The organism is Natronoglycomyces albus, assembly GCF_016925535.1.
In the GTDB taxonomy this organism is placed as follows: domain Bacteria; phylum Actinomycetota; class Actinomycetes; order Mycobacteriales; family Micromonosporaceae; genus Natronoglycomyces; species Natronoglycomyces albus.
In genome coordinates, this window is record NZ_CP070496.1 from 1,973,191 (window position 1) to 1,999,926 (window position 26,736).

Annotated in this window: 24 protein-coding genes and 1 tRNA gene; 5 read left to right on the forward strand and 20 right to left on the reverse strand. The window is 60.9% G+C overall.

Going from position 1 to position 26,736, the window contains the following annotated elements; translation table 11 throughout:
* Positions 1-3: 3 nt before the first annotated feature.
* From ybiA to JQS30_RS08475, 19 genes are all read right to left on the reverse strand, one after another.
* Complete coding sequence (gene ybiA / locus JQS30_RS08385; RefSeq protein WP_213169844.1) at positions 4-600, reverse strand: riboflavin biosynthesis intermediates N-glycosidase; 597 nt, start codon at positions 598-600, stop codon at positions 4-6.
* A gap of 215 nt (positions 601-815) precedes the next feature.
* Complete coding sequence (locus tag JQS30_RS08390; protein ID WP_213169845.1) at positions 816-1,514, reverse strand: hypothetical protein; 699 nt, start codon at positions 1,512-1,514, stop codon at positions 816-818.
* A gap of 128 nt (positions 1,515-1,642) precedes the next feature.
* Positions 1,643-1,924, reverse strand: coding sequence for a hypothetical protein (locus tag JQS30_RS08395; protein WP_213169846.1), 282 nt, complete (start codon positions 1,922-1,924; stop codon positions 1,643-1,645).
* Between the two features lie 145 nt (positions 1,925-2,069).
* A tRNA-Pro gene (locus JQS30_RS08400) sits at positions 2,070-2,146 on the reverse strand.
* A 98-nt stretch (positions 2,147-2,244) separates the two neighbouring features.
* Entirely contained in the window at positions 2,245-3,648 is a 1,404-nt protein-coding gene (gene der / locus JQS30_RS08405; protein WP_213169847.1) for a ribosome biogenesis GTPase Der, read from the reverse strand.
* Positions 3,641-4,333, reverse strand: coding sequence for a (d)CMP kinase (gene cmk / locus JQS30_RS08410; RefSeq protein ID WP_213169848.1), 693 nt, complete (start codon positions 4,331-4,333; stop codon positions 3,641-3,643). The genes der and cmk overlap by 8 nt, the downstream gene beginning before the upstream one ends.
* A gap of 174 nt (positions 4,334-4,507) precedes the next feature.
* Positions 4,508-5,248, reverse strand: a complete 741-nt coding sequence (locus tag JQS30_RS08415) for a pseudouridine synthase (protein WP_213169849.1) — start codon at positions 5,246-5,248, stop codon at positions 4,508-4,510.
* On the reverse strand, positions 5,241-6,095 hold the full coding sequence (gene scpB / locus JQS30_RS08420; protein WP_213169850.1) for an SMC-Scp complex subunit ScpB: 855 nt from the start codon (positions 6,093-6,095) through the stop codon (positions 5,241-5,243). Before scpB ends, JQS30_RS08415 begins: the two co-directional genes overlap by 8 nt.
* Positions 6,092-7,042 carry a segregation and condensation protein A gene (locus tag JQS30_RS08425; protein ID WP_246497825.1) on the reverse strand — a complete coding sequence of 317 codons (951 nt, stop codon included), beginning with the start codon at positions 7,040-7,042 and terminating at the stop codon, positions 6,092-6,094. The genes scpB and JQS30_RS08425 overlap by 4 nt, the downstream gene beginning before the upstream one ends.
* A 451-nt stretch (positions 7,043-7,493) precedes the next feature.
* Entirely contained in the window at positions 7,494-8,207 is a 714-nt protein-coding gene (locus tag JQS30_RS08430) for a hypothetical protein (RefSeq protein ID WP_213169852.1), read from the reverse strand.
* A gap of 605 nt (positions 8,208-8,812) precedes the next feature.
* Positions 8,813-9,541 (reverse strand): acVLRF1 family peptidyl-tRNA hydrolase, encoded by a 729-nt coding sequence (locus tag JQS30_RS08435; RefSeq protein WP_213169853.1) that lies wholly within the window; start codon positions 9,539-9,541, stop codon positions 8,813-8,815.
* A gap of 513 nt (positions 9,542-10,054) precedes the next feature.
* Positions 10,055-10,510 (reverse strand): metal-sulfur cluster assembly factor, encoded by a 456-nt coding sequence (locus JQS30_RS17540; RefSeq protein ID WP_213169854.1) that lies wholly within the window; start codon positions 10,508-10,510, stop codon positions 10,055-10,057.
* Entirely contained in the window at positions 10,507-10,959 is a 453-nt protein-coding gene (gene sufU / locus JQS30_RS08445; RefSeq protein ID WP_213169855.1) for a Fe-S cluster assembly sulfur transfer protein SufU, read from the reverse strand. The genes JQS30_RS17540 and sufU overlap by 4 nt, the downstream gene beginning before the upstream one ends.
* The gene (locus JQS30_RS08450) at positions 10,956-12,233 is read right to left on the reverse strand and encodes a cysteine desulfurase (RefSeq protein ID WP_213169856.1); all 1,278 of its coding nucleotides are present in this window, start codon (positions 12,231-12,233) and stop codon (positions 10,956-10,958) included. Before JQS30_RS08450 ends, sufU begins: the two co-directional genes overlap by 4 nt.
* Positions 12,234-12,603: 370 nt before the next feature.
* Positions 12,604-13,362, reverse strand: a complete 759-nt coding sequence (gene sufC / locus JQS30_RS08455; protein WP_213169857.1) for a Fe-S cluster assembly ATPase SufC — start codon at positions 13,360-13,362, stop codon at positions 12,604-12,606.
* Positions 13,363-13,378: 16 nt separating this feature from the next.
* Positions 13,379-13,717, reverse strand: a complete 339-nt coding sequence (locus tag JQS30_RS08460) for a non-heme iron oxygenase ferredoxin subunit (RefSeq protein WP_213169858.1) — start codon at positions 13,715-13,717, stop codon at positions 13,379-13,381.
* Positions 13,714-14,904, reverse strand: coding sequence for a Fe-S cluster assembly protein SufD (gene sufD, locus JQS30_RS08465; protein WP_213169859.1), 1,191 nt, complete (start codon positions 14,902-14,904; stop codon positions 13,714-13,716). Before sufD ends, JQS30_RS08460 begins: the two co-directional genes overlap by 4 nt.
* A 134-nt stretch (positions 14,905-15,038) precedes the next feature.
* On the reverse strand, positions 15,039-16,469 hold the full coding sequence (sufB, locus tag JQS30_RS08470) for a Fe-S cluster assembly protein SufB (RefSeq protein WP_213169860.1): 1,431 nt from the start codon (positions 16,467-16,469) through the stop codon (positions 15,039-15,041).
* A 45-nt stretch (positions 16,470-16,514) separates the two neighbouring features.
* Positions 16,515-17,216 (reverse strand): helix-turn-helix transcriptional regulator, encoded by a 702-nt coding sequence (locus JQS30_RS08475; protein WP_213169861.1) that lies wholly within the window; start codon positions 17,214-17,216, stop codon positions 16,515-16,517.
* 78 nt (positions 17,217-17,294) lie between these two features.
* On the opposite strand from JQS30_RS08475, the gene JQS30_RS08480 reads away from it, so the two are divergent.
* Positions 17,295-18,272: a COX15/CtaA family protein gene (locus JQS30_RS08480; protein WP_213169862.1), complete on the forward strand. Its 978-nt coding sequence runs from the start codon at positions 17,295-17,297 to the stop codon at positions 18,270-18,272.
* 146 nt (positions 18,273-18,418) lie between these two features.
* Here the strand turns inward: JQS30_RS08480 and JQS30_RS08485 are convergent, their stop codons facing one another.
* The gene (locus JQS30_RS08485; protein ID WP_213169863.1) at positions 18,419-19,471 is read right to left on the reverse strand and encodes a heme o synthase; all 1,053 of its coding nucleotides are present in this window, start codon (positions 19,469-19,471) and stop codon (positions 18,419-18,421) included.
* 350 nt (positions 19,472-19,821) lie between these two features.
* On the opposite strand from JQS30_RS08485, the gene tkt reads away from it, so the two are divergent.
* From tkt to zwf, 4 genes are all read left to right on the forward strand, one after another.
* Positions 19,822-21,906, forward strand: coding sequence for a transketolase (gene tkt, locus JQS30_RS08490; RefSeq protein ID WP_246497826.1), 2,085 nt, complete (start codon positions 19,822-19,824; stop codon positions 21,904-21,906).
* Between the two features lie 427 nt (positions 21,907-22,333).
* The gene (tal, locus tag JQS30_RS08495) at positions 22,334-23,434 is read left to right on the forward strand and encodes a transaldolase (RefSeq protein WP_425498862.1); all 1,101 of its coding nucleotides are present in this window, start codon (positions 22,334-22,336) and stop codon (positions 23,432-23,434) included.
* 9 nt (positions 23,435-23,443) lie between these two features.
* Positions 23,444-25,054, forward strand: coding sequence for a glucose-6-phosphate isomerase (locus JQS30_RS08500; RefSeq protein WP_246497827.1), 1,611 nt, complete (start codon positions 23,444-23,446; stop codon positions 25,052-25,054).
* Positions 25,051-26,727 carry a glucose-6-phosphate dehydrogenase gene (gene zwf / locus JQS30_RS08505; protein ID WP_213169865.1) on the forward strand — a complete coding sequence of 559 codons (1,677 nt, stop codon included), beginning with the start codon at positions 25,051-25,053 and terminating at the stop codon, positions 26,725-26,727. The genes JQS30_RS08500 and zwf overlap by 4 nt, the downstream gene beginning before the upstream one ends.
* Positions 26,728-26,736 lie beyond the last annotated feature (9 nt).

Sequence of the window (26,736 nt, forward strand, 5' to 3'; positions counted from 1 at the left end):
AAGTCAGGGCTTAGTCGTGGGCGAAACCGTGGCTCTCGTCACGGTTTCGCCCCGACGCAAATAATCACGGACGGCCATGAGGGCGAAACCCAGTCGATTTTGGCCGGTCCATTGCCATACATCGCCACGACGAGGGTCGTCAATTGCTAGCCCGATGCCCCACAACGTGTCGTCTGAACTCGCCTCGACCAGGATGCTCTCGCCCGTAGACATGAGAAAGTCACGTAGAGGTCGGTGCTGGCTAAATTTCGCGAAGTTCCCGGCCACGACTACGTCGTTCCGGACACTCGCCCAGACGCTCTCATCAAAATCGGCCACATGGCGACCTAGCTGTTGCGCCTGAGCGGGGTTTGTGGATCTAAGTATTTGGCCAGCAATACCCACATCCTCGAACATCATCGCTTTGTGCCACATCATGAAGTGCTCGGCGGTAGCGAACCGCTGACCGTCGGCTTCTATTGGAGCGGGCCACCACTGGTCTAGGCACCCAGGAACAAGATTCCCTCCATGATTGTCCAGGTAATCCCAAAAGAATATGAACTCGAAGTCTCGGCCAACCTCTATCTGAGAGGTCAGGGTGTCAATATTCGATACCGGCACAGGTTAGCCTTCCCCAGGTCGTTTGCCAAGCTGATCGATGCGGGCGAGAGTGACCGGTTTGTTGGCACAGTAAGGTCGAGAAATTCTCCTAGTCAGAACGTGCACAGCGCTGGATTCAAAGTTCGCCGGAGAACTACTGGGCTTAGCCCTTCCCCCTTAAACGGGGAACGCTGGCGTAAACCGACCAACACGATCCCGAGCAGTCCATCGCTACGCTATCGCCATACCCAAGTGTTTACCCCGAACCCGAGCAACATGAAGCCATCGGCGTCGACAACTTCGAGGAGCTCGGCGCGGACAAGGCGGTCAGGTTGGCTGGTCGTGGTACACCACACCATGCCGGGCTCAAACCCAACCCCGGCCGGGTCTTGTGGGTCGACAATGAACTGGTCTAGATCGAAGTGGCCTTCGGTGGCCAATTCCCAGCATCGCTCAGCGTCAATGATGCTGGCGCTGGAGCCAAACCAACTGGTGGAGCCATTGGCAAGGGTAAACATGGCGTATTCGTAAGGGGTGCAGTGGTCCATGACCACATCAGCCGCAGGATGGTATCCAGAAGCGACGAACGTCTCGATCGTCCCCTCGGAATTAGGGCCAGCGTCCCAATCGACACCAGTGGGGTAACACGTCTGCGAGTCGATGACGGTAGGCCCGAGCACCAAGATTAGGTCAGAGTGTTCTTTCGTTAGCGACGGGCCAGTGCGGTCTTCTCCGGTATCAAAGACATACGGCTCAGATTCCGTCTCAAACACGGGAGGTTCGGCCTCCGCTTCGACACCGTGGCCGGGCAGCGTTTGATTCACCTCAGCGGCGTCAGATTCCTTCTGGTCAAGGTAGATCCATAGGGTGACCAAGACGCCAGCAACGGAGGCTAGGGCACCAATCGCAGCCCACTCCTTGTTTTCGCGGGTCATTTATGAAGTCTAATCAATTACGGCAAATTGGTGGGGTCTCGTTGTGCCGCTTCAGGAGTGGGACGCGGCTGGGCTACCCGCGCGGGGAGCACGAGTCGTTTCAGTGCCGTATTGGCGGCGTTGCGAGTTTATCCCTGCCTGGGCGCGGAGCATATTGATTGAGCTGGGGCGATACTGAGCAGGGCCATGGTGTCGAATCCAGCGTCGTCATGCGGGAGGGCTAGGTACTTCGTTCCGCCCCGATTGCGGTCGCGTTGAGAGACGTCGCGGCGAACCTGGACGGTCTCGGTCAGGTCGTGGCGCTTGCCGGTGAGAGGGTTCTTGCCTGCGTAGACGATTACTCTCAGTGACCCACTGGGGAGGGTCTGGATGTGTCCTTCGGGCCGGATGAAACTGTTCGTGTCACTCATGAGGAAAGAGCTTAAGAACGAACCTTTCACGACTCGTTGCACAAGACGTTGCACGACCGTTCCGGCCCTAGACGCGACAATGCCCGCCGATCAGTGATCGGCGGGCATTTGTGCTGGTTAAACCAGCTTCACAAGCCTGAGCTTTTGGTCGGGTTAACCGGATTCGAACCGATGACCCCTACACCCCCAGTGTAGTGCTCTACCAAGCTGAGCTATAACCCGTTGAGACTCAGACTTGTGTCGCTGCCTTAGAACTTGCCTTGGCAGCGAGGACTACTTTAGCGCATGCCTTACCCACAACTGAATGCGGTAGGGGGTTATCAATGCCCCTTGCCCTTGGAAGTCCTTTTGCCGCCTTTTCCGCTACGTTTGCGCTTCTCACGTGCCTTGACGGTCACCTCGATAGGTGATCCGGTGAATCCGAAGTCCTCCCGTAGGCGACGCTTGATGAAGCGTAGATACTGCGGTTCGAGATCCCCGGTGGTGAACAGCACAAAACGCGGAGGTTTCGTTCCGGCTTGGGTGGCAAAGAGGACCCGGGGTTGCTTGCCCGAACGCACGGGGTGGGGATGCGCCTGGACCAATGCGGAGATCCACTGGTTGAGCTCCCCGGTGGATATACGCTGTTCCCACCCGGCGAGGGCCTCGCGGATAGCGGGAGCGAGTTTGGTGACCGAACGACCCGTGACCGCGGAAACGTTCACGCGAGGAGCCCAAGCGACCTGAGCCAGTTCGCGATCAATTTCCTTTTCGAGGAAGTAACGCCGGTCATCGTCAATGAGGTCCCACTTGTTGTAGGCGACCACGAGCGCGCGCCCAGATTCGACCACCTGGGTCAAAATGCGTTGATCTTGCTCTGCAATGGGGTTGGAAGCATCCAGCAGCACTACCGCACACTCAGCCGCTTCCACGGCCGACTGGGTACGTAGCGTCGCGTAGTACTCGGTACCGGAGGCAAATTTGGCTTTCTTCCGCAGGCCTGCCGTGTCAACCAGGATCCAATTCTCGCCGTCGATCTCCACGAGACTGTCCACCGGGTCAACAGTGGTACCCGCGACATTGTCCACTACCGCACGGTCCTCACCCGAGAATCGGTTGAGCAGACTGGACTTACCGACGTTGGGTTTACCGATCAGTGCGATGCGGCGCGGTCCCACAGACGTCAGCGAGCCGGTCGGTTCTTCGGGAAATGAATCAAGAATGCGGTCCAGCAAGTCACCCGAGCCACGTCCGTGCAGGGCCGATATGGCTACCGGTTCACCCAGGCCAAGCGACCACAACGCGGCCGCTTCGGCTTCTTGACGGTCGCCGTCGACCTTGTTGGCCACGACGATCACAGGTTTCTTAGACCGCTGCAAGATGCGAGCTGCGGCGGAGTCCGATTCCTGGACCCCAACGTTGGCGTCGAGGACCAAAACGACCACATCGGCGGTCTGCATCGCGATTTCGGCTTGAGCCGCGATCGCCTTGGCCATGCCCGTGGCGTCGGGGTCCCAACCGCCGGTGTCGACAATGCTGAAGCGCTGCCCGACCCACTCCGCGTCATAGGCGATTCGGTCGCGGGTAACGCCTGGCTGGTCTTGGACGACGGCTTGTCGGCGACCCAGAATCCGGTTGACGAGCGTGGATTTCCCTACGTTGGGCCGCCCGACCACAGCGACAACGGGGACGTTCCCGGACGGTGCGTCGGTGGCGTCGGCTTCCCAGCCAGTGTCTTTAGTCATCAATTCCTCGGTCATTGAGAAGAGCTAGTAGTTTCGCCACCACTTCCACCACGCTGAGCTTGGTGGAATCGATGACGTGCGCGCCATCGGCGGCTTCCATCGGTTTGGTGGTCTTCGAGTCGGCCTTGTCGCGACGCTTGATGTCTTCGGCTGTGTCCGACGCCGTCGCTCCGATTTCCAGCGCGCGGCGGGAAGCACGGGCCTTCTCGTCGGCGGTGAGATAGACCTTCAAGTCGGCCTCTGGGGCGACGACTTCGGCAATGTCGCGGCCTTCCACGACGATGCCACCTTTTTTACGAGCCGCGTTGATCGCGGCCTTCTGCTCGGAAATTAGGTGCTCGCGCACCTTTTTATGTCCCGCTACCTGTGACACCGCAGCGGTGACACGCTCGGTGCGGATTTCCAGGTCGACAGACTCACCATTGAGGCGAGCATACGGGTCCTCGACGGTGGTGCCGATCTCGAGTTTGGCTTCGTTGAGGGCCGAGAGGATCTCATCAGCCGATGACAGGTCGACCTCTGCGTCAAGCGCGGCGAGGGTGGCGGCGCGGTACATCGCGCCAGTGTCGAGATAGCCAGCGCCGATGGCCGTTGCCAAGGTCTTCGCCGTCGTCGACTTCCCTGCTCCGGAAGGGCCGTCAATCGCGACCACGGGGTTGTTTTTCTTAGTGTCGGTGTCAGGCACGTCGCACTCCGATCATGTTCAGCTTTGCCCCAGCAATGTCGATAAATGCCGATGAACGTGCAGGCTAATACGCGGACGGTTTGGTTTTTTACCTGGGTTAGTGTTCGCACTGTGCAACTCGTTCGGCGCAGGCTGTGCCCTGCGGTTTGACCCGCAGAGCGCGGTTGAGCGCCGCTACAGGCCCACTTGGCGATACAGCTGGCCGATTTCGTCGGGACGTAGTTTGCGCAGCGTTCCCGGTTTCAGGTTCTGGAGCCGAATGGGCCCAATTTCGGTGCGCACCAGGCGTGAGACGGGGTGACCGGCTCGGTCCATGAGTCGACGCACGACGTGTTTGCGGCCTTCGTGCAAGGTGATTTCGATGAGTGACTGGCCGGCCGCTTCGTCGATGATGCGGAATTTGTCGGCTTTGACGAGGCCGTCGTCGAGTTCGATTCCATGCAGGATGCGTTTGATGGTTCGGCCATCGGGGACTTTGCGAACCTGGCAACGGTAGGTTTTCTCGACTTCCCAGGATGGGTGCATGATGCGGTTGGCCAGTTCACCGTCGTTGGTGAGTAGGAGGAGGCCCTCGGAGTCAGTGTCGAGGCGTCCAACGTGGAAGATTCGCTCGTCGACGCCGGTGACATACTCGGCCAGCGATTGGCGGCCTTTTTCGTCGTCCATGCTGCACACGACACCGCGTGGTTTATTGAGCGCGAAGTGCACGGTCTTGACGTCGGTGATGATGCGCTTGCCGTCCACGTGGATGACGCTGCTCTCGGGGTGTACTCGCTGCCCGAGGCGGGCTTTCTCCCCGTCGACGCGGACCCGGCCTCGCACAATGAGTTCTTCGGCCGCGCGCCTGGAGGCCACTCCTGCCGTTGAGAGAACTTTTTGCAGGCGGATGCCTTCGGCGTCAGCTTTGTTAGTCACTTTCTACTTCCGTCACATCGTCGGGCAGGTACGGTGCGAGCTCAGGGAGCTCAGCGACCGAGTTCAGGCCCAGTTTTTCCAAAAAGAGCGTGGTTGTGCAGTACAGCATCGCGGTGGAGTCGGGGTCGGTTCCACATTCTTCGATTAGACCCCTGCTCATGAGAGTACGGATGACTCCGTCGCAGTTGACACCACGGATCGCCGAGATTCTCCCCCGCGTCACTGGTTGCCGATATGCCACGACGGCTAGCGTCTCCAACGCGGCTTTGGTCAGGCGCGAGGACTGTCCATCGGTGACGAACCGCTCCACGTACTTGGCGTAGTCGGAGCGGGTGTAGAAGCGCCAGCCACCTGCTTGTCGGCGCAGTTCGAACCCTCGACCGTCTCCAGTGTATTCGGCTGCCAATCGTCCCAGTGTCTCGGAGACCTCCTGGAGTGGGCGCTCCAACACTGAGGCGAGAACGTCCTCACTGAGCGGTTCGTCGCAGATCATGAGGATCGCCTCTAGAACGCCTCCTAGTTCGACTTCGTCCGCCACGGGGACGGTGTCGAGAGCCTCGGCCGGTTCAGACGTACTGGCATCGGGGGCCGTGTCTTTGGAGTGCTGGCTATGCGCTGTTTCGACGTCATTGGCGGCCAGGGCTTGAGCGTACTCGTCGATGGCTGCGGCTGGTTCGTCTTCTGGAGTGTCGGGGCGCCGTGGAGGTGGCGCGGTGTCGCCGCGTTGCCATGGGGGTTTCCATTCGGCGACTTGTTCGGCCAGTTGGGCTTCGGTCGAGGCGTGGTCGTCGGTGGATTCGTCGTCGAGGTGAGGCTCGGTGTCGGTGCCGTAATGGTCTTCACTCATGGTGTCTGTTGCTCCCCCGCGTTGTGTGCTTCGGTTGGCACCGGTGTGTCGGTCCGTTCGTCGTTGGCATCGGGGCTTTGAAGAGGCTCGGAGTCGGCCTCGGGTGTGCCCGCGTACTCGTCGACGTCCAACTCGATGGTTTCGTGTCCGCCGATCCATCGAACGGTGAGCTCTCCGAGAGCCTGCATTTGTTCGAATCCGACGACGGCTTCGCGATAGAGCTCAAGGAGGGCGAGAAATCGGGCGACCACTTCGAGGCGGCTTTCGCAGTCGGAGGTTAGCGCGCGGAACGTCGCTGTCTCCACTCGTTGCAGTCGCCGGGTGAGGATGATGGCGTGTTCTTTTACCGATACCCGGGGAGAGTGCACGTGGTCGGTGCCGACCGTTGGTGGAGGCTTTGGTTTCAGGGCTTCCGCGGCGAGCTTGGCTAGCTCCTCAGGGGTGAGGTTGAGGTCGAGGTCGGGCAACAGACCCTTGTAGCGGTCTTCGAGCCCTGCGGTACGAGGGCTACGTTTGCTCGCGGTTTCGGCCATGCGGGCGAGGTGTCCGGCGACTTCTTTGTATGCCTTGTATTGGAGAAGTCGGGCGAAGAGTAGGTCTCGGGCTTCCAGGAGGGCGAGGTCTTCTTCGTCATCGACGTCGGCTGAGGGCAAGAGCCGGGCGGCTTTGAGGTCGAGCAGGGTCGCGGCGATGAGTAGGAATTCGGACGTCTCTTCGAGGTCCCAGGCGGAGTCGAGGCTCTTGACGTAGGAGATGAACTCGTCGGTGACTTTGTGAAGGGCCACTTCGGTGACGTCGAGTTTGTGTTTGCCGATGAGTTGGAGGAGCAGGTCGAAGGGGCCTTCGAAATTGTCCAGCGTGACGTGGAAGCCCCGGTGTTCGGTGTGGGCTTCGTCGTCGGGCCCTCCCCTTTGGGTGGGGATTGGGTCGGTCTCGGGCGATGTCACGTCGGCAAGCTTAGCCCAGGCGCGCACCGGGCGGGCCCGGATCGCCCGCTGGAGGAACGATCGCGTCGGCGCCCTGGCGCGCGCCTGGGCAATTCGGGGGGAGGTTGGTCTTTGGCGGCGGCTGGAAGCACCGCAGCGGACTGGCAAGGTTTTCCATAGGTGAGGAACGTCCGCTCGACGCCACATTGAACGTTTGGGGCCACGGGACTTTGGGACCCCACAGTGAGACAGACACCTTTGTTCTGAGTGTCTACGCTGACCCAAACGAGGAGCATTTGCTTCGGTTGGTTCAGCGGGCGCGTCGCCTACCGAGCCCAACCACACGTGTTTGCGACTTGAGGTTTGCTCGAGCGGCCACAGCCTCGCCTGCGGTCCAATCCTCTGGTGGGACTGATCAACAGATGCCTCCGCATCCAGATGTAGGTCCCCGCTTGGCGCGTGGCGCAGTCCCTTAAGCAGACTTGTAGGCGTCCAAGATGTCTTTCGCTTGGCCCTCGTGCTTGGCATACAAGGTTGGGTGGGCCGAAACCTGCACTCGCTGCGCGGCGTCTGTCAAGGCCATATTGCTGTAGTCGAACGTGTCGAGCCGCTCGAAGAAGTTGCGCGTCTGAAACTCGGGGTCCATGAGTTCCTCGACCGTTCCCCAGCCCATCGTGTGGCGCTGCTGGAAAATGCCGACCGAGTCGTGGTCGGAGCCAGTGCCGCCGCACGAGTCGTATTCGTGGGATTCGGGCACCACGCTGGATGCCAGGTTTCGGTAGTTGGTCTCCTGCGCGACCGTGGCGAGTCCGATCGTGATGGCAAAGTCATCCATGTCCATGTCGCGGCCGGTCTCAATCACCACCAATGCCGTCCCTGCCTGGCATTTGTCGAAACCGACTTCGTCGGCGATAGCCTCGAGGCGGTCTTGCTTCGACGGCTTGTCTTCACCTTTGTCTTCCTCGTCGGACTTATCGTCGCTCTTGAGAAGGCCTTCACCGTCTGCGGCGGCGGCAACCACGAAGCCTCGATCGATACTGTGCGATTTTATGGGGGAGGCCTCGACATCTTCTCGGTCCTCCCCCGCCATCACGGGGGCGGCCACGAGGGCGCTACCCGTTCCGGTGGCGAGGAGGGCTGCTCCTACTCCGGCCATGAGAGACCGGTTTCGATACAACCAAGACACAGAAGTGTCCCCTTTCAACTAAGCAGAAGGCGTTTCCTACAGCGCGCCTGAAGTACGATCGACCATGGATTGGAGTCGGTCACACTCGTTCCCCGGGCAGAGTTCGCCTAGGAATCCAAAGCTGCGACTGGCGCGGAGGCAATTTTTCCGATGATTCTTAAGTGCTGTTTGAATTCGTTTTCAGGCGCTCTAAGGGCCCTGACATTGATGCCTGAGTGAGCGGATTAAGAAATCTGGAATGTGCCTATTGGTTCTTATTCCTTGGGCACTCGGATTATGATTCTTGTGCTCAGGCCATCCGACAAAGCCCGCGACCACGCGCCACAGCACGCCCAGGGCTCAAATTCTCGGATTCCCATTAATCTATGCATAGAGACAGGCTGTTGCCTATTATTCAAAGGCGCTAGCCCGATGCACTCCTGCGAGGAGATGGCACATGGTCTCGTTACGCGTGGGTAACAGGGCCGCGTTGACCACTATTGCATAACGAAAACGCAACGCCAAATGGTCATTGCGCAGATCACTATTTTGGGCTCAGCAAGTGAGTATCACTGGGGAAATACAATGCTTTTGAGGGAGTAGGGGTCATTCATTCCGCGACCCTTTTACTCAATAAGATGAACCAAGAATCCGTTTATACGGTCCGCGCAGTCAAGCAAGACTGCCTTTTTCGCTTCTCCGACATCCCCCAAATGGAGGAGGGAACGTTTCGCATTTACTGCCGCCAATGTCGTATCAGCCAAGATCGCATCGACGGTGGGCTTGTCGCCTCCTGTGACAACAGTGTCCAGTCTGCGAACCTTCGACTCCAAAAGATCCTTGACAGCCTCAGAGGCCTTGTCCGAAGCCACCTTGGCCTGTCCCGCCCGACGGCGCGCATAGCGCTGCTGTGACCATCCGCCGGCCTTGGTCTTACCTTGAACGTATGAAGATCCTGTGCGGCTTCGTACTAGCCTCTGCCCCTCGAAGAGTCCAACGCTGAACGTACGGCGACGCGCCAACAGCAGACCGATGAGGCGCGGCTCGGCGGCCCGCTGGGCAAGCGTGTGCGCCATGTCCTCCCACTGCCTCGCAGCATCGCCCTGAGCGTCGGGCAGGTCGACCTCAACCTTCTGACGGGCCGCAAGCCACGCGGCGGGAATATCGCCCGTCTGCGCCCAAGCGACCTCACACCGGGCTTCGTCAGCTCCGGTCAGTTGCCATACGCCGTTAACCAGGCGAGCCGAGACAATCGAATGCCGCCGATCAAACCCGTGAACCCACCGGTCTATACGAGCTGCGGGAATTTCCAAGATTCGTCCCCCGCCAGGGGCCTCACGCGAGCGAACGGCCATGGGAGTGGACCTCCAACCTGGAGAGGACAGTGCGGAGCACCGCGCTCAAATCCGACAGGGCAAAAAGTGCAGAACCCCAACCTAGTGCCACCGCGATGGGCATTGAGCACCAGGACACATGGGGAGGGCGACCACCACGACTCGCCACAGTAGGTCGCGCTCAAAGCGCGACCAGCCCATTTATGCACGGGCCATGATGAACAGGCCCTATGGCCTCATACGGGGCTTGAGAGAACACCGGCCCAGGCTCGAGATGTCACCACGCTGAAGAGGGCTACGGGAACCAAATCTGAGCCGGTCGCGCGGCCTTTCCCATGACGACGACATGCCTTCACCCACGCCCTCATCGCTGGGAGGACCGGCACGACCTTCACACAGTGTGCGTAGGATCATACTACCAATGTGGCGCACTTTTTCAACGTCGTCGCCCGGCCGCATCACCTACCGGCCAAGACACCAAAGAGCCGACCACCGGTTTCCCGTGGTCGGCTCATATGAAAACGGCCAGTGTCCTTAGACGTTGAACCCCAACGCCCGCAACTGTTCCCGACCGTCATCGGTGATCTTGTCCGGTCCCCACGGCGGAATCCATACCCAGTTGATGCGGACATCATTGACCAGCCCGCCGCCAGCGCCGCCCGTCAATGCCGTGCGGGTCTGGTCCTCGATGACGTCAGTCAAAGGGCAAGCTGCCGAAGTCAAGGTCATGTCCAGGGTCGCGACATTGTCGTCGTCGACATGAGAGCCGTAGACGAGGCCGAGGTCGACGACGTTAATCCCCAGTTCGGGGTCGACCACATCGCGCATGGCCTCAGTGATCTCCTCGGATTTGGCCTTTTTCGCGGCCACATCCGGGTCAGTGGCGTCTTCGACGGACTCTTCGACCTGTTGCTCGACCTCTTGGTCGGTCGCAGGCGTGTCCGCCTCGGCCTCAGCTGGTGTGGTGTCGTGTCGGTCAACGTCGGTCATGAGTTACCTCCCGTGGTGGCGCTGGCGCGCGCTAGAGCGTCTTTGAAGGCCATCCATCCCAGCAGCGCGCACTTGACTCGCATCGGGTATTTGGAGACTCCTTTGAAGGCGATGGCGTCCTCCAGGCTCTCCTCATCCGGTTCGCCTTCGCCCCGGGAGCCCATCAGCTCGCTGAACTCCCCCATTTTGGCGAGGGCTACCTCGACTGTTTGTCCCTTTACCAGTTCAAACATAACTGACGTGGACGCCTGCGAGATTGAACAGCCAACCGCGTGATAGGACACATCGGCGACAATCGGGCCCTCGAGGTGTACCCGCAGGGTGATTTCATCGCCGCAGGTCGGGTTGACCTGGTGGGATTCGCCCTCGTGTGGGTCGCGAAGGCCCGATCCGCGTGGATTGCGGTAGTGGTCGAGGATGACTTCTTGGTATAGATCGTCGAGATTCATCGGCTGAACACCTTACGGACCTTCTCCAGGCCGGCGATGAGCCGGTCTATTTCTTCGGTGGTGGTGTAGACGTAGGCTGACAGCCGGGTCGTGGCTGTGACACCGTAACGGCTGCACACGGGTTTGGCGCAGTGGTGTCCCACTCGGACGGCGACGCCGTCGGAGTCGAGGACTTGCCCCACGTCGTGGGGGTGGAAACCGTCGAGGGTGAATGAAATCGTCGCACCTCGGGCAATGGGGACTCGGGGACCGATGACGTGTAGGCCCTCGACTTGTTCGAGGCGGGGCAGGGCGTAGGCGGCCAACTCCTTTTCGTGATGCAGGATATTGTCCATGCCCAGGTTGTCGAGGTAGTCGATGGCCGCCGCAAGTCCGACCGCCGCGGAGATGGGCGGGGTTCCGGCCTCGAATTTGGCGGGGGCGGCCGCGAAGGTCGTCTCTTCCATGGTCACCGTCGTGATCATGGATCCTCCGGAGAGGAAGGGCGGCATGGCCTCGAGCAGCTCCGCGCGTCCCCATAGCACGCCGATGCCGGTGGGACCGAGCATCTTGTGCCCGGTGAAGGCGACGAAGTCAGCGCCCATCTCGGTCACGTCAATAGGCATGTGAGGGACCGACTGAGCGGCGTCAACCAGTACCAACGCGCCGACGGCGTGGGCTCGTTTTGTCACTTGACTCAGTGGGTTTCGGGTACCCAAAAGATTGGATACGTGAGTGAGCGCGACGAGTTTGGTGCGCTCGGTGATCACCTGGTCGATGCTGTCGATATCCAGCCGGAAGTCGTCGCGCACACCGATCCACTTCAGCGTGGCACCGGTGCGTTTGCACAGCTCCTGCCATGGCACCAAGTTGGCGTGGTGCTCCATTTGGGTTACCACGATCTCGTCGCCTTCGCCAAGCCGGAAGCGTTCGTCGGCACCTTTTTCGACCGTGGCGGCGAGCATCGCGTAAGCGACGAGGTTGATCGACTCGGTCGCGTTCTTGGTGAAAATGACCTCATCGGCCGAGGGCGCTTTGATGAAGGCGGCAACGCGTGAGCGGGCGCCTTCATAGGCTTCGGTGGCCTCCGCCCCGAGTGTGTGCACCGAGCGGGAGATGTTGGCGTTGGAGTGTTCGGAGAACTCTCGCATCGCCTCTTCGACTTGGCGGGGGCGCTGCGAGGTGGCAGCGGAATCCAAATAGGCCAAGCGGTGTCCGCCGATGTCCCGGTTCAGGATGGGGAAGTCGGCTCGGATCTTCTCAACGTCTAGCCGCGGTGCGAAGGCGTCATTCACGGGTTTCCCTTAATATCTGTCGGGTTCTTGAAGCTCATTGGGTGCCTTGGGCGCGTCGGCGAACGGTCGCGAACCGCTGTTTGCGCGTAGGGCACAGGTGGCAATGTTTCTCGTTCACGTGCCATTCCACGGATTGACGGTAGCCATCGGCAACCTGAGGACAAGGCGGGAAGCGCGGTGATTCCTCGCATCTGGGATCACTACCCTGCTCGGCGAGGCGTTGGGACTCGACGACCAACGCATCGCATTGTCAAGCTGGGTCTTCACCGTGGTTCGATATCCACCACGGTACGCTTCCGCGCCCCCTCAAGTCTGGAATTGTGACGACGAACGAGAGCGTGCCGCACCCGTTTGTGGGTGGCCGACGTCGTTAGACGGCCGCGCCGGTGTAGCTTTCGTATCCCTCGGCTTCGAGCTTCTCGGCCAGCTCCGGCCCGCCCTCTTCCACGACCCGGCCCTTCATGAACACGTGCACATAGTCGGGCTTGATGTAGCGCAGGATGCGGGTGTAGTGGGTGATGAGCAAGATGCCGGAGTTGGTGTTTTCCTTGGCCTGGTTGATGCCCGCCGAGACGACGCGCAATGCGTCGATGTCGAGTCCGGAGTCGGTCTCATCCAGGATTGCCATTTTGGGCTTGAGTAGCTCCATTTGCACGATTTCGTGGCGCTTCTTCTCACCACCGGAGAAGCCCTCGTTAACGTTGCGCTGAGCGAACTCCTTGTCCATTTCCAGCTGCGCCATCGCACCGTTGAGGTCCTTGAGCCACGTGCGTAGCTTGGGGGCCTCGCCGTCGATGGCGGTTTTGGCGGTACGCAGGAAGTTCGACACGCTGACGCCCGGGACTTCCACCGGATACTGCATCGCGAGGAACAACCCGGCGCGAGCGCGCTCGTCAACGCTCATTTCCAGGACGTTTTCCCCGTCGAGGGTGACCGAACCACCGGTGATGGTGTATTTAGGGTGCCCGGCGATGGAGTAGGCCAGCGTGGACTTACCGGAGCCGTTGGGCCCCATGATGGCGTGCGTCTCGCCGGATTTGATGGTCAGGTCGACACCGTGCAGGATTTGCTTGTCGCCGTCCTCGGTAGAGATCGACACTTGCAGGTTACGGATTTCGAGAGTGCTCATGGTGGGAAGTCTTCCTTTACGCTTTCTGGGTTTCGGTGCTCTTAGGCGTCAGCGAGAGGTATACGTCTCCCTCGCGAACCTGGGTCGGATACACCTGGACGGGAACGGTGGCGGGCAGTCCGGTGGGCTCCCCGGTTTCGAGATCAAAACGGGAGCCGTGCAGCCAACATTCCAGGGCACAGTCTTCGACGTCTCCTTCGGAGAGCGCCACTGCCGCGTGGCTACATTCGTCGTATAGCGCGTGGACACGGTCGCCAATACGGACGAGCGCGATCTGGGTGCCGTCGATGTCGGCGCGAACTGCCTGCGATTGGGGCAGTTCCTCCAAAGCACATACGCGCAGGAAATCGCTCATGCCGCCTCCGTGGAGGTCAGCGTCTTCTCCAAACGCGACTCGATCGCGGCGGTCAGTTCGTCGCGCAGTTCCTCAGAGGGCACCTTCTGGATGACCTCGTTGAAGAATCCGCGAACCACGAGCTTACGGGCCTCGTCTTCATCGATACCGCGCGATTGTAGGTAGAACAATTGGTTCTCGTCGAAACGGCCGGTCGCTGACGCGTGCCCCGCGCCTACGATTTCGCCGGTCTCGATCTCTAGGTTCGGTACCGAGTCGGCGCGGGCACCATCGGTCAGTACCAGATTTCGGTTGATCTCGTAGGTGTCGGTACCGGTGGCTTGCGCTTGGATGAGCACGTCGCCGACCCACACCGTCCGTGACTGTGCGCCTTGCAACGCTCCTCGGTAGTTGACGTTAGAGCGGCAGTCGGGCTCATTGTGGTCCATCATCTGCCGGTGCTCGATGTGCTGGCCATTGTCGGCGAAGTACAGGCCATAGGCGTCAACGTCGCCGCCGCGTCCGGAGTACTCGGCCGACAAGAACTGTCGCACCAGGTCACCGCCGAGCGAAATCGCCACGTGGTTGAGTTTCGCGTCGCGGCCGAGGCGGGCTTTTTGATGCTGGAGGTGAACCGCGTCGTGGTTCCAGTCGGCCAAGGAGACAATCGTGACGTTCGCGCCGTTGCCCACCGCGATCTCAATGTTGTCAGCTAGCTGGACCGAACCACTGTGCCGCAGGATCAGCGTCACCTCGGCGGTTTCACCGATGTCGATGAACGTGTGTGCCCATGACGCGGCGTCGGCGGACGTTCCGACAATGTCCACCACTACGGGGGACTCGACGACCGCACCGCGATCCACGGCGATGAGCAGTGCTTCGTCGCTGTTGTCCCACGCGGACGCCGAGGGACGGTCGAACGGAGTGAGGATGCTTCCCAGTCGCTCATCGGTCTTGGCCACGGTGCTGACACTGACTCCCGCTGGCACATTGCGAGCCCCGCGCGTCAATGCGTTCACGGACTTGGCCTCGGCGTTGGCCAGATCTCCGATACGCCGCAGCGGCGTGAATCGCCAGTCTTCCTCACGGCCGGTCAAGGCCGGGAAGTCCGCTGGGTCGAACGACCGCAGCAGTTGCGACTTGGTTTTCGGTGGCACCTCGGAGCCTGCTCCGTGGCTGTGCGGGCGGGCCGTTGCCTCAATGGTCATGTGCTTTCGATTCTCCTCGACGTGTCTTTTCTCCCCAGTGGGTCCCCATCGCCACAGTTTTGGCGCATAGCTCGTCCAGGGGACGGCGCTAGGCAAAGCGCCAGCGGGATAGGGACCGCAGGTACCGGTGGGTTCTAACCCACGGCACCTTCCATTTGCAGTTCGATCAGCCGGTTGAGCTCCAGGGCGTACTCCATTGGCAGCTCCTTGGCGATCGGCTCGATGAACCCACGCACGATCATGGCCATCGCCTCGTCTTCGTCGAGGCCACGGCTCATCAGGTAGAACAACTGGTCGTCGGAAACCTTCGAAACAGTCGCCTCGTGCCCCATCTCCACGTCGTCCTCACGAATGTCGACGTAGGGGTAGGTGTCAGAGCGGGAAATGGTGTCGACCAGCAGCGCGTCACATTTGACGGTGCTCTTCGAGGAGTGAGATCCGTCGTTGACCTGTACCAAGCCACGATATGAGGAGCGTCCCCCACCTCGCGAAATGGACTTGGAGATGATCGACGAGGAAGTGTGTGGAGCCGCGTGGGTCATCTTCGCGCCCGTGTCTTGGTGCTGGCCAGCACCAGCCATCGCCACGCTTAGAACCTCACCTTTGGCATGTTCGCCAGCCATGACCACGGCCGGGTACTTCATGGTGACCTTGGAGCCCAGGTTGCCGTCGACCCATTCCATTGTCGCGCCCTCTTCGGCGACGGCGCGCTTGGTGACCAGGTTGTAGACGTTGTTCGACCAGTTTTGGATCGTGGTGTAGCGAACGCGGGCGTTTTTCTTCACCAGGATCTCGACCACGGCCGAGTGCAGCGAATCCGAGGAGTAGATCGGGGCCGTGCAGCCCTCGATGTAGTGAACGTAGGAGCCCTCGTCGGCAATGATGAGGGTGCGCTCGAACTGGCCCATGTTCTCGGTGTTGATGCGGAAGTAGGCCTGGAGCGGAATGTCGACGTGCACGCCCGGCGGCACGTAAATGAACGAGCCACCTGACCACACCGCGGTGTTGAGCGCGGCGAACTTGTTGTCGCCTACCGGGATGATCGTGCCGAAGTACTTCTCGAAGATCTCCGGGTGTTCCCGCAACGCCGTGTCGGTGTCGAGGAAGAGCACCCCCTTCTCTTCGAGGTCTTCCCGAATGGAGTGGTACAGCACGGTCGACTCATACTGAGCGGCCACGCCAGAGACTAGCTGCTGGCGCTCGGCCTCTGGAATGCCCAGCTTGTCGTACGTCTTCTTGATGTCCTCGGGAAGATCTTCCCAGGACTCAGCCTGACGCTCGGAAGCCTCGACGTAGTACTTGATGTTGTCAAAGTCGATACCGGACAGGTCTGCGCCCCATCCGGGCATGGGTTTACGACCGAAGAGCTTCAGGCCCTTCAGACGCAAGTTCAGCATCCATTCGGGCTCGTTCTTGCGAGCCGAAATGTCGCGCACGACTTCCTCAGTCAGTCCACGCCGAGCCCCAGCGCCAGCGGCATCTGGGTCCGACCAGCCGTATTCGTATCCGGCCAGAGAGGCTAGAGTCTCTTCCTGGCTAAGCGGAGCATTACTGGTGTCGGTCATGTCGAGTCTCACCTTTGACCTGTCGAGTTGGTACTTCGAATGTCATTACGTAGTCGGTCGGTCGCCTCTGGACGAGAGCGGGCCGGGGATGTGGGTCGTGCAAACGCCGTCGCCGTTGGCAATCGTCGCCAGTCGTTGCACATGCACTCCCAAAAGTTTGCTGATGACTTTGGTCTCTGCCTCGCACAGCTGCGGAAACTCCGAAGCCACACCCGCCACAGGACAATGATGCTGGCATAGCTGTCCGCCCCCGGCGAGTGTCGAGGAGGTTGCGGCGTAGCCCTCACTTGACAGTGCCTCGGCCAAGGCCTCAGCACGGCTCAGTGGGTCGTTTTCATCAATGTCGGCCAGCGCGGTCTTGCACCGTTCTTCCAGCCGGGACACCTGTTGATCGGCGAAGGATTCGACCGCGTGGTCGCCACCGTGGCGGTGAATCCAGCGCATGGCCTGGACAGCCAGGTCATCATAGGTGTGCCCGAAGGATTCGCGGGCAGCTGCGGTGAGCTGGTAATGGCGGGCGGGGCGTCCGCGACCACGGTGTGTGGAGCCGACGTCCCTGATCGAGACCAGTCCCTCGGATTCCATGGCGTCGAGGTGGCGTCTGACGGCCACCGGGGTGATGCCAAGGATGAGGGCCAGGTCGCGGGCTGTCGCGTGTCCGTGTTCGAGCAGCAGCTCAGAGACCCGACGACGGGTGTCGCCATCAGGTGTAGAGCAGCCCGAGTGGGCTCGCGTAGCCTTTTCCATAACACTAATGTTACTTAATTCTCTGGCTATGTCGAGTCACCCCCGAGTGAGGTGTCCCACCCGCGTATTCTGACGGTCGTGAAAAGGGTTTTGACCGCATCGATGTTCGCGGCTCCGCGCGCGATGCGCCGTTGGGCGATCGTCAATGTTTTTGTCAACGTTCTGATTGTGGTGACCGGTGGCGCGGTACGCCTGACCGATTCCGGTCTGGGGTGTCCCGAATGGCCACAATGCGAGCCCGGGACGATGACTCCTACGGCTGAGATGGGTATTCACGGAGCAATCGAGTTTGGCAACCGGCTTTTGACCTTCGTGCTGTTGTTTGTGGCACTGGGGACTTTGCTGGCCGCGTATGCGTTGAAGCAGCGGCGGCCAGATCTGGTCACTCTGGGCTGGCTGGTGCTGGCCATTATTCCCACGCAGGCCATCATTGGCGGCATCACGGTGTGGTCGAACCTGAATCCGTGGGTAGTGGGGCTACATTTCCTCGCCTCGATCGGGTGTATTGCCGCGGCCACGGCGTTGTTCATTCGCGCCGGGGAGAATTATGGCCAGCCGCGACTGCTAGTTCCCCGTCCGATCTGGCGGCTCGGCCAGACTCTCATCGGGGCGGTGCTTCTCGTGATCGCACTCGGCGTGGTCGTGACTGGCTCTGGCCCCCACGCGGGGGACCCCGACTCGCCCCGTATCAACCTGGATTCTGAGCTGTTGGCGCAGCTGCACGCCGACGCGGTGTGGGCTGTCATTGGCTTGAGTATCGCCATGATGTTCGCCCTCTTCGCCGTCAAAGCACCTGAACTTCCTAAGCGAGCCATGGGGCTTTTCATGGCGATTGTCGCGTTGCAGGCGGTCATCGGTTACGTACAGTTCTACACCGGTGTGCCCGAGCTTCTGGTCGGGATGCACATGCTGGGGGCATGTTTGCTGTGGATCGCCGTCATCAACGTGACGTTCTCCCTGCGCACACTTGAGGCGCCAGAGGCCTCACCGATGCCTGGGGCTGAGGTGCCCGCTGAGGAGGAGGCTCCGCGGAAGACAGCGGCGACTTCGCCGTAGTAGTAGGTGAGTGGCCGACCCTCGTGGTCGCATCTGCCACTTCATAGACAAGAGCGGACCGGCCAAGGCCGGTCCGCTTTCTCGTGGTGGGAGGCCACGAACCCGTCTTGGGCTCTGTGGCGCGGCCACTTGTTCTTGGTAGCGCCTTAGATGAGGAACGTGTCGACGGCTAGCGCCAGGAACAAAAGTGCAAGGTAGCTAGTGGACCAGTGGAAGAGCCGCATCGGTTTGAGGTCCTCGCCGCGCAGCGCGCGGCCCAGCAGCTTGTGGCATTCGAGTACGAACAGTCCACCGGTTACGGCGGCGACCACCACGTAAAGGTAGGTGACGCTGCCTAGCGGCCACAGCAGCAGCGAGGTCACCAGCATGAGCCAACCGAAGATGACCGACTCGACGGCGACCCGTTTGGCGGTGGCCACTGAGGGCAGCATCGGGATTCCGGCGGCCGAGTAATCGTCTTTGAACTTGATGGCCAGTGCGTAAAAGTGCGGTGGCTGCCAGAAGAAGACGACGGCGAAGAGCAGCCAGGCCTCGGCGCTCACGGTGCCGGTCACTGCCGCCCAGCCGATGAGCACTGGTGCCGCCCCACAGATTCCGCCCCAGACGGTGTTGGAGGGGGTGGTACGTTTCAGCCACAGGGTGTATACGAGGTCGTAGTAGGCAATGGCGCCGAGCGTGAGCGCTGCGGCCAGCCAGCCGACAGTCACCCACAGGCCACCGACGGCCAGAATTCCGAGCACGAGTCCGAAGATCAACGCGTTGCGTGGATCGATGTTGTGCTGCGGAAGCGGCCGAGACGAGGTGCGCTTCATCAACTGGTCTATATCGCGGTCGATGTAGCAGTTGATGGCGTTGGCCGATCCGGCTGCGAAGGCTCCGCCGATGAGCACGACGAGCACGACACCCAAGGATGGCAGCGAGTCCGAGGTGAGCCGTGAGGCTAGCAGCATCGTGGGCACGGTGGTGATCAGCAGCAGCTCGACTATGCGCGGCTTGGTCAACGAGACGTAGCCGGCGATGCGGGCCTTGAGGCTCGACGTCGCTTCGGGGTCGGATTCCACATCGCGGGAGCCCCCCAGAGGGGCACCCGGGGCAGAAGTGGGGCCGCTCGGGGCGCGTTGAGACTGTTCCTGGGTCAGGTCGAGCGCGGTAACGGGCTCTGCAGCCTTCGCGACACTCGCCGTCAGATTCTCGCTCATCGCAGGTCAGAGTACGGGTCGCACTAGTGTGACCTGGGCTTGGGTCAACGCCCCTACCAGCGAGTCACGAGTTCAGCTCACGCAGGTGGGTGAGTTCACATGATTCGGCCCTGAGCGAAGTCACTATGAAGATGCGTCTGTGTCTGAAGTAGGGAGGTAGGGTCTTGAATTGGATATCCGGGCTGGGAGAAGTCTCATTCGGACCGGTTGCCTCCAGGCTTCCGCAAACGAGTCTCAGGCGGCGTTTACGGTGGTGGGAGACCGGACGATACATCGGCACGGCGCGTATAGACAAGTCGGACGAGGGTCGCGGCACATAGCGATGAAGAAAATTAGTGAGGGAGTCAGCAGTGACTGGTAACAAGCTGGAATGGTCTGATTTGGACGATCGCGCGGTTGCGACTGCGCGCGTCCTGGCAGCCGATGCCGTAGAGAAGTGCGGCAATGGGCACCCGGGGACTGCCATGAGTCTGGCTCCAGCTGCGCATTTGCTGTTTAACAAGGTGATGAACCATGACCCGAGCTCCCCGGAATGGGTCGGGCGCGACCGTTTCGTGCTCTCGTGTGGACATTCATCATTGACGCTGTACATCCAGTTGTTCCTGAATGGCTACGGCCTGGAGCTGGACGATCTTAAGGAACTGCGCCAGTGGGGCTCGCGGACTCCCGGTCACCCCGAGTACGGACATACCCCCGGCGTTGAGACGACGACCGGCCCGCTGGGACAAGGTTTGGCTACCGCGGTCGGCATGTCGATGGCGCAACGACGGGAGCGGGGGCTGTTCGATCCCGATGCCGCCTCTGGTGAGAGCCCGTTTGACAACCGCGTCTACGTCATCGCCTCTGACGGCGACTTGCAAGAGGGCGTGACCAGCGAAGCGTCCTCCCTGGCCGGGCACCAGGAGCTAGGCAACCTGATCGTCATCTACGACGACAACCAGATCTCGATCGAAGACCACACCGACATTGCCTATTCGGAGAATGTCGAGCAACGCTACCAGGCCTACGGCTGGCACACCATCACGGTGGATTGGCGATCCGGCGACAGTTACGTCGAAGATGTCAACGCGCTGTGGGAGGCCATCGAGGCAGCCAAGGCCGAGACGTCAAAGCCGTCCCTCATCCGATTGCGGACCATCATCGGCTGGCCTGCTCCGAAGAAGCAAAACACCGGAGCTGTTCACGGCTCGAAGCTCGGGTCCGAGGAGCTGGCCGCGACCAAGGAGATCCTCGGTTTCGACCCGAAGTTGGATTTCGTCGTCGACGACGACGTCCTCAACTACACCCGTAGCTCAGTCGAACGTGGCCAGAAACTTCACACCGAATGGCAATCCCGATTCGACACTTGGGCCGCGGCCAACGAAGCCGCCAAGAAGCTTTTCGACCGTTTGTCGCAGCGAAGGCTACCTGAGGGTTGGGAAGATCATCTGCCGACATTCGAGGCCGACCCAAAGGGCATCGCGACGCGGGCGGCTTCGGGTCAAGTCCTCAACGCCCTCGCCGCTCCCCTACCGGAACTGTGGGGCGGGTCCGCCGACCTCGCCGGCTCCAACAACACGACTATGAAGGGTGAACCGTCGTTCGTACCAACGCGAAGGTCCACCGACATGTTTGAGGGCAACCCCTTCGGCCGTACCCTGCACTTTGGCATCCGCGAACACGGCATGGGCGCCATCCTCAACGGCATAGCCCTCTACGGGCACACCCGCCCATACGGCGGCACGTTCCTCGTGTTCTCCGACTATATGCGCCCGGCAGTGCGACTGGCCGCTCTTATGCAGGTGCCCGTGACATTTGTGTGGACGCACGACTCCATCGGCCTGGGCGAGGACGGTCCGACCCATCAGCCCATCGAGCACTTGGCCGCGCTCAGGGCGATTCCCGGTTTGGACGTGGTACGTCCTGCCGACGCCAACGAAACGACCGTGGCGTGGAAGACGATCCTGGAACACAGTTCACACCCTGCGGGGCTGGTCCTCACGCGCCAGGCTGTGCCCACGTTCGATCGTTCTCAGGTCGCCTCAGCCGACAACGTCGCCAAAGGCGGATATGTGCTATCCGATGCGCAGGGTCAGCCCGATGTGGTCATCATCGGTACTGGCTCAGAGGTGCACCTAGCTTTGGCGGCGCAAAAGCAGTTGGCTGACGACGGAGTACAGGCTCGCGTTGTGTCAATGCCGTGCCGCGAGTGGTTTGACGCCCAAGCCGAGTCCTACCGAGACTCTGTCATTCCGCCGACGGTAAAGGCCCGAGTCACCGTTGAGGCTGGCATCGCCGCCTGCTGGCGAGACCTGCTGGGAGACGCGGGTGAAGCCGTCTCCATCGAACACTTCGGAGCTTCGGCCCCGTACCAGCGCATCTATGAAGAATTTGGCGTGACTGCCGAGGCTGTCGCACTCGCGGCTCGCCGTTCTTTGGAGAACGCCCGGACCTAATGTCCAGTGCCCGATAGAAGAATTCGATAAGTTGAGGCGTATGCAACGGTGTGGTTTTCATACCGTGGGAGGTTCAGTTTGCGAAGAGGCTTCTGCGAAAGCGCGATCTCACGTCCACCGGAGGCGAAGTTTACGCTGGTGAACGAGCCGACGAGACGACCGAGAGCGCCTATTGCGACAGTCGCGACTGTGAACGAACCACCATGAATGAGGAAGGCCCACTCCGGGCACCTCATTCATATCCGGCATAGGTTTTGCTCGGTGGTCGAGCTCAGTAGGTGATGCAGACTCGACCACCGAGCCCGCACACGAAGAGGACATCGTGCGTGCATCTGGTAGCACTAGCGCCCTGGCACGCACATCCTCACATCCGTGAATCGACATCTGCCAGCTACACGCTGATTTAGGGGCACTACCCATGAATGCCATTAACGAGAACCTCGCCGCACTGTCCGAGGCTGGAGTAGCGATCTGGCTGGACGATCTTTCGCGAGGCCGCCTGCGCACCGGCAATCTCGACCAGTTGCGTCGCCAAAGTTCCGTCGTCGGAGTGACCTCGAACCCGACGATCTTTCAAAAGGCTCTTTCCGAGGGCAACGAATACGACCAGCAGCTCGAGGAATTGGCGGCTCGCGGAGTCTCGGTCGAAGAAGCCGTCCGAGAACTGACCACATACGACATCCGCTGGGGCTGCGATGTCCTCGCTGGCACTTTCGAGGAAACTGGCGGAGTCGACGGCAGAGTCTCGCTGGAAGTGGATCCGCGCCTGGCTCACGACACCATGGCCACTATTGCCGAGGCCAAGGCGCTTTCGTGGATGGTCGATCGTCCTAACGTGATGATCAAAATCCCCGCTACCCAGGAGGGACTGCCCGCCATAACCGCAGCTTTGGCAGCGGGAGTCAGTGTCAACGTGACCCTGATCTTCTCACTAAGTCGCTACCGAGAAGTGATCGAGTCGTTCCTCAGCGGCATGGAAATGGCACGCAACGCTGGGCATGACCTGTCCGAAATCACCTCCGTCGCCTCGTTCTTCGTCTCCCGCGTCGACGCCGAGGTTGACGATCGCCTCGACAAGATCGGCACTGCCGAGGCCTCCGCGCTCAAGGGTCAGGCAGCTGTGGCGAACGCCAGGTTGGCCTATCAGACCTATGAGGAAGTATTCTCCTCCGCTCGCTGGCAACCGCTTGCCGATGCTGGAGCCCGTCCGCAACGTCCGCTATGGGCCTCCACTGGAGTCAAGAACCCTGACTACCGCGATGTCTTCTACATTGAGGACCTCATCGCCCCCGGATGCGTCAACACCATGCCCGAATCAACAATGGAGGCGTTCGCCGACCACGGCGAGGCCCCCACGGACACCATCACCGGCAACTACGACGATGCGCAAGCCGTCATGGACTCGCTGTCCGACATTGGCGTCGACATCGACGATGTGACTTCCCTTTTGGAAACCCAAGGCGTGGAGAAATTCATTGCCTCGTGGAACGAACTGCTCGCCGACGTGAAATCGGCTCTGGAGAAGTGAGAATTGGCAATGGACACCATCATGCACTCCGGTGGCGGCCTGGCGGTCACCACCACTGTGGATCTTAATGCGACCTTGGAGCTGCTGCGCGACGAGAACATCGCCCAGCGCCTCGCCGATAAGGACGCCACCCTCTGGGGTCCCGACGCGGAAGACGAAGCCTCGATCCGCCTGGGATGGGTCGACACCTTCACTCGTTCCCGTGACCTGCTCCCGCAGGTCACCGAGCTAAAGCAACGGCTGGCCAGCGCCGGTATCAATCGCGTGGTGCTGTGCGGAATGGGCGGCTCCTCGCTCGCCCCCGAAGTCATCTGTCGCACGTTGGACCTGCCTTTGACGGTGGTCGACACCACCGACCCGCAACAGGTGGCCGCAGCGATGGGAGACGACCTTTCCGCCACGGTCGTGGTTATTGCTTCCAAATCCGGATCGACGGTGGAGACCGATTCACATCGACGAGTCTTCGAGGCTGCTTTCACCACCTCTGGTATCGAGGACACCTCGCCGCACTTCGTCTACATCACTGATGAGGGGTCTCAGCTAGACCAGTTGGGAACTGAGCAAGGTGTAACCGTCTTCCGTGCTGATGCCAACGTGGGCGGCCGCTATTCGGCGCTCACCGCGTTCGGTCTCGTCCCCTCGGCTCTGGCGGGGGCGGACATCGAAGAACTGATTGACCAGGCTGAAGAGTTCGCCACGACGATCACCTCCGAGGAAGACAATCCGGCGCTTCTGTTGGGCGCGGCTATCGCGGAATGCGAGACCATGACATTCGCCGCCGATGGGTCCGGCATCGTCGGATTGGGCGACTGGGCCGAGCAACTTATCGCCGAGTCGACTGGAAAAGACGGCAAGGGCACACTGCCAGTGGTAGTGGAATATCCTGGTTCACCGGGCGCACGTGGCGAAGACCGTATCGCGGTCTCCTATGGAGGCTCCGCTTCCGGAATCACCCCAAGTGGATCGCGTCTTGACGCGGCCGACGTTGCCGTCAATGGGCCTCTCGGGGCGCACTTCCTGTGCTGGGAACTGGCCACCGCCTATGCCGGGCGGCTCATAGGTATCGACCCCTTTAACCAGCCCAACGTCACCGAAAGTAAAGAGAACACCAACCGCATCCTTTCGGCGGGGCTTCCCGAGGATCGTCCCGACGCCGTTGACGGGGCCGTGCAGATTTTCGGGTCTACGGCAACGACGGTGACAGCAGTGATCCAACAGGCCCTCGATGACACGGGTAATGCCGACGCCTATCTTGCCGTCATGGCGTACCTCGATCGCAAAAGCCAAGGCATTTTGGACAATGTGCGTCCTGCCCTAGCGGAGCACACGGCCGCGCCGGTGACTTTCGGATGGGGTCCGCGTTTCCTGCATTCCACCGGGCAATTCCACAAAGGCGGTCGGCAAAGCGGCGTCTTCGTGCAAATCACGGGCAGTCACCACACTGACTTGGACATCCCCGGCCGCGACTATACGTTCGCGACCCTGCAAACTGCCCAGGCCGCCGGTGACCGACAGGCAATTCTCGAACGGAACCGTCCCTTCATCCGACTCCACCTCACCGACCGATCCCAAGGCATCGAACAAATCCTGGAAGCCGTGAAAGGGTTGGCCACGTCATGACCAAACGCGCCAGTGTCTCCCCGAGTCCGACCACCGATGACGGTGTCCCCAGTGAGGCTGACGCCCACGACCACGCTGGCGGCGAGCACAGCTCAACGCTGGGAGCCCCCGCCCACGACCAGCCCAGTTCCAGCGGTCTACCGCGCAGCGGTTTCGAAACCAACCCGCTGCGCGACCCGCTTGACCGTCGGCTGCCTCGCATCCCTGAGCCTTGCGCTTTGGTGATCTTCGGAGTCACGGGAGACCTGGCGCGCAAGAAACTCATCCCGGCCATCTATGACTTGGCCAACCGGGGGCTGTTGCCAGCCTCATTCGTGATGGTCGGTTTCGCCCGACGCGATTGGGACGATCGCACTTTCGAGGAGCTTGCTCGCTCAGCGGCCAAGGAGCACTCGCGCACTCCATGGAAGGAGGACGTGTGGCGACGGCTGTCGGGCAGTTTTAAGTTCGTGCCCGGGGCGTTTGACGACGACGAGGCCTTCGACACGTTGACAGACACCCTTGACGCACTACGAGAATCGCACGGCATCGTCGGTAACGCCGCGTTTTACTTCTCAATCCCTCCCAAGGCGTTCCCCACCGTCCTCAAACAGTTGGAGCGGACCAAGATGGCCGACAACTCCCGCCGGGGAGGATGGCGGCGCGTTGTGGTCGAAAAGCCCTTTGGGCATGATGCGAAGTCGGCCGACGAACTCAATTGCATTGTCGACCGCGTCTTCACCGCCCCCGACGTCTTCCGCATCGACCACTACTTGGGCAAGGAAACCGTCCAAAACATTCTGGCTTTGCGCTTCGCGAATGCGCTGTTCGAGCCGGTGTGGAACTCCCACTACGTTGACCATGTCCAGATCACCATGGCCGAAGACGTTGGAATTGGGAGTAGAGCCGGGTTCTACGATTCGGCTGGAGCCGCACGCGACGTACTTCAAAATCACCTTTTGCAGCTGTTGGCCCTGACCGCGATGGAGCAACCAGTTGGTTTCGACGCCGAAGAGATCCGGGTCGAAAAGCTCAAGGTCCTGCGAGCCATCACCCTTCCCACCGATTTGGCCAACTGCGCGGTACGTGGCCAGTATGCCGAGGGCTGGGTAGAGGGTAAGCCAGTGGTGGGGTACCTCGACGAAGACGATATTCCCGCCGATTCCACGACCGAGACCTATGCGGCGGTGCGACTGGGCATTCAGAATCGCCGCTGGGCTGGAGTGCCGTTTTACCTACGCTGCGGCAAACGCCTTCCTCGCCGCGTCACCGAGATAGCCGTGATGTTCAAAGCCGCGCCGCACATGCCTTTCGCCGACTATGAAACTGAAAAACTTGAGCCCAACCAGCTGGTCATCCGGGTCCAACCCGATGAAGGCGTGACGTTGAAGTTCGGCTCGAAGGTACCGGGTACGGGCATGGAGCTACGCGATATCGCCATGGGCTTCCGTTACGGGGAGACCTTTACCGAGTCCAGCCCCGAAGCCTATGAGCGGCTGATCCTGGATGTCCTGCTCGGCGACAAGACCCTGTTTCCCGATGCCGCCGAAGTCGCCGCTTCCTGGGCCGTTATCGACCCGCTCCAGGACTATTGGGAGAACACTCGCCCCGCCCGGTACGAGGCCGGGACTTGGGGGCCGATCGAGGCCCACCACATGCTCACCACCCGTGGCCGCGACTGGCGACGGGCCTAAGGAGTAACG

Excerpts from the sequence above, each read along its gene's own strand:
- JQS30_RS08390 (WP_213169845.1), bottom strand. The coding sequence starts at position 1,514 with ATGACCCGCGAAAACAAGGAGTGGGCTGCGATTGGTGCCCTAGCCTCC.
- JQS30_RS08395 (WP_213169846.1), bottom strand. The coding sequence starts at position 1,924 with ATGAGTGACACGAACAGTTTCATCCGGCCCGAAGGACACATCCAGACC.
- der (WP_213169847.1), bottom strand. The coding sequence starts at position 3,648 with ATGACTAAAGACACTGGCTGGGAAGCCGACGCCACCGACGCACCGTCC.
- scpB (WP_213169850.1), bottom strand. The coding sequence starts at position 6,095 with ATGAGTGAAGACCATTACGGCACCGACACCGAGCCTCACCTCGACGAC.
- JQS30_RS08435 (WP_213169853.1), bottom strand. The coding sequence starts at position 9,541 with ATGGCCGTTCGCTCGCGTGAGGCCCCTGGCGGGGGACGAATCTTGGAA.
- JQS30_RS17540 (WP_213169854.1), bottom strand. The coding sequence starts at position 10,510 with ATGACCGACGTTGACCGACACGACACCACACCAGCTGAGGCCGAGGCG.
- sufU (WP_213169855.1), bottom strand. The coding sequence starts at position 10,959 with ATGAATCTCGACGATCTATACCAAGAAGTCATCCTCGACCACTACCGC.
- sufC (WP_213169857.1), bottom strand. The coding sequence starts at position 13,362 with ATGAGCACTCTCGAAATCCGTAACCTGCAAGTGTCGATCTCTACCGAG.
- JQS30_RS08460 (WP_213169858.1), bottom strand. The coding sequence starts at position 13,717 with ATGAGCGATTTCCTGCGCGTATGTGCTTTGGAGGAACTGCCCCAATCG.
- sufD (WP_213169859.1), bottom strand. The coding sequence starts at position 14,904 with ATGACCATTGAGGCAACGGCCCGCCCGCACAGCCACGGAGCAGGCTCC.
- sufB (WP_213169860.1), bottom strand. The coding sequence starts at position 16,469 with ATGACCGACACCAGTAATGCTCCGCTTAGCCAGGAAGAGACTCTAGCC.
- JQS30_RS08475 (WP_213169861.1), bottom strand. The coding sequence starts at position 17,216 with ATGGAAAAGGCTACGCGAGCCCACTCGGGCTGCTCTACACCTGATGGC.
- JQS30_RS08485 (WP_213169863.1), bottom strand. The coding sequence starts at position 19,471 with ATGAGCGAGAATCTGACGGCGAGTGTCGCGAAGGCTGCAGAGCCCGTT.
- JQS30_RS08500 (WP_246497827.1), top strand. The coding sequence starts at position 23,444 with ATGGACACCATCATGCACTCCGGTGGCGGCCTGGCGGTCACCACCACT.
- zwf (WP_213169865.1), top strand. The coding sequence starts at position 25,051 with ATGACCAAACGCGCCAGTGTCTCCCCGAGTCCGACCACCGATGACGGT.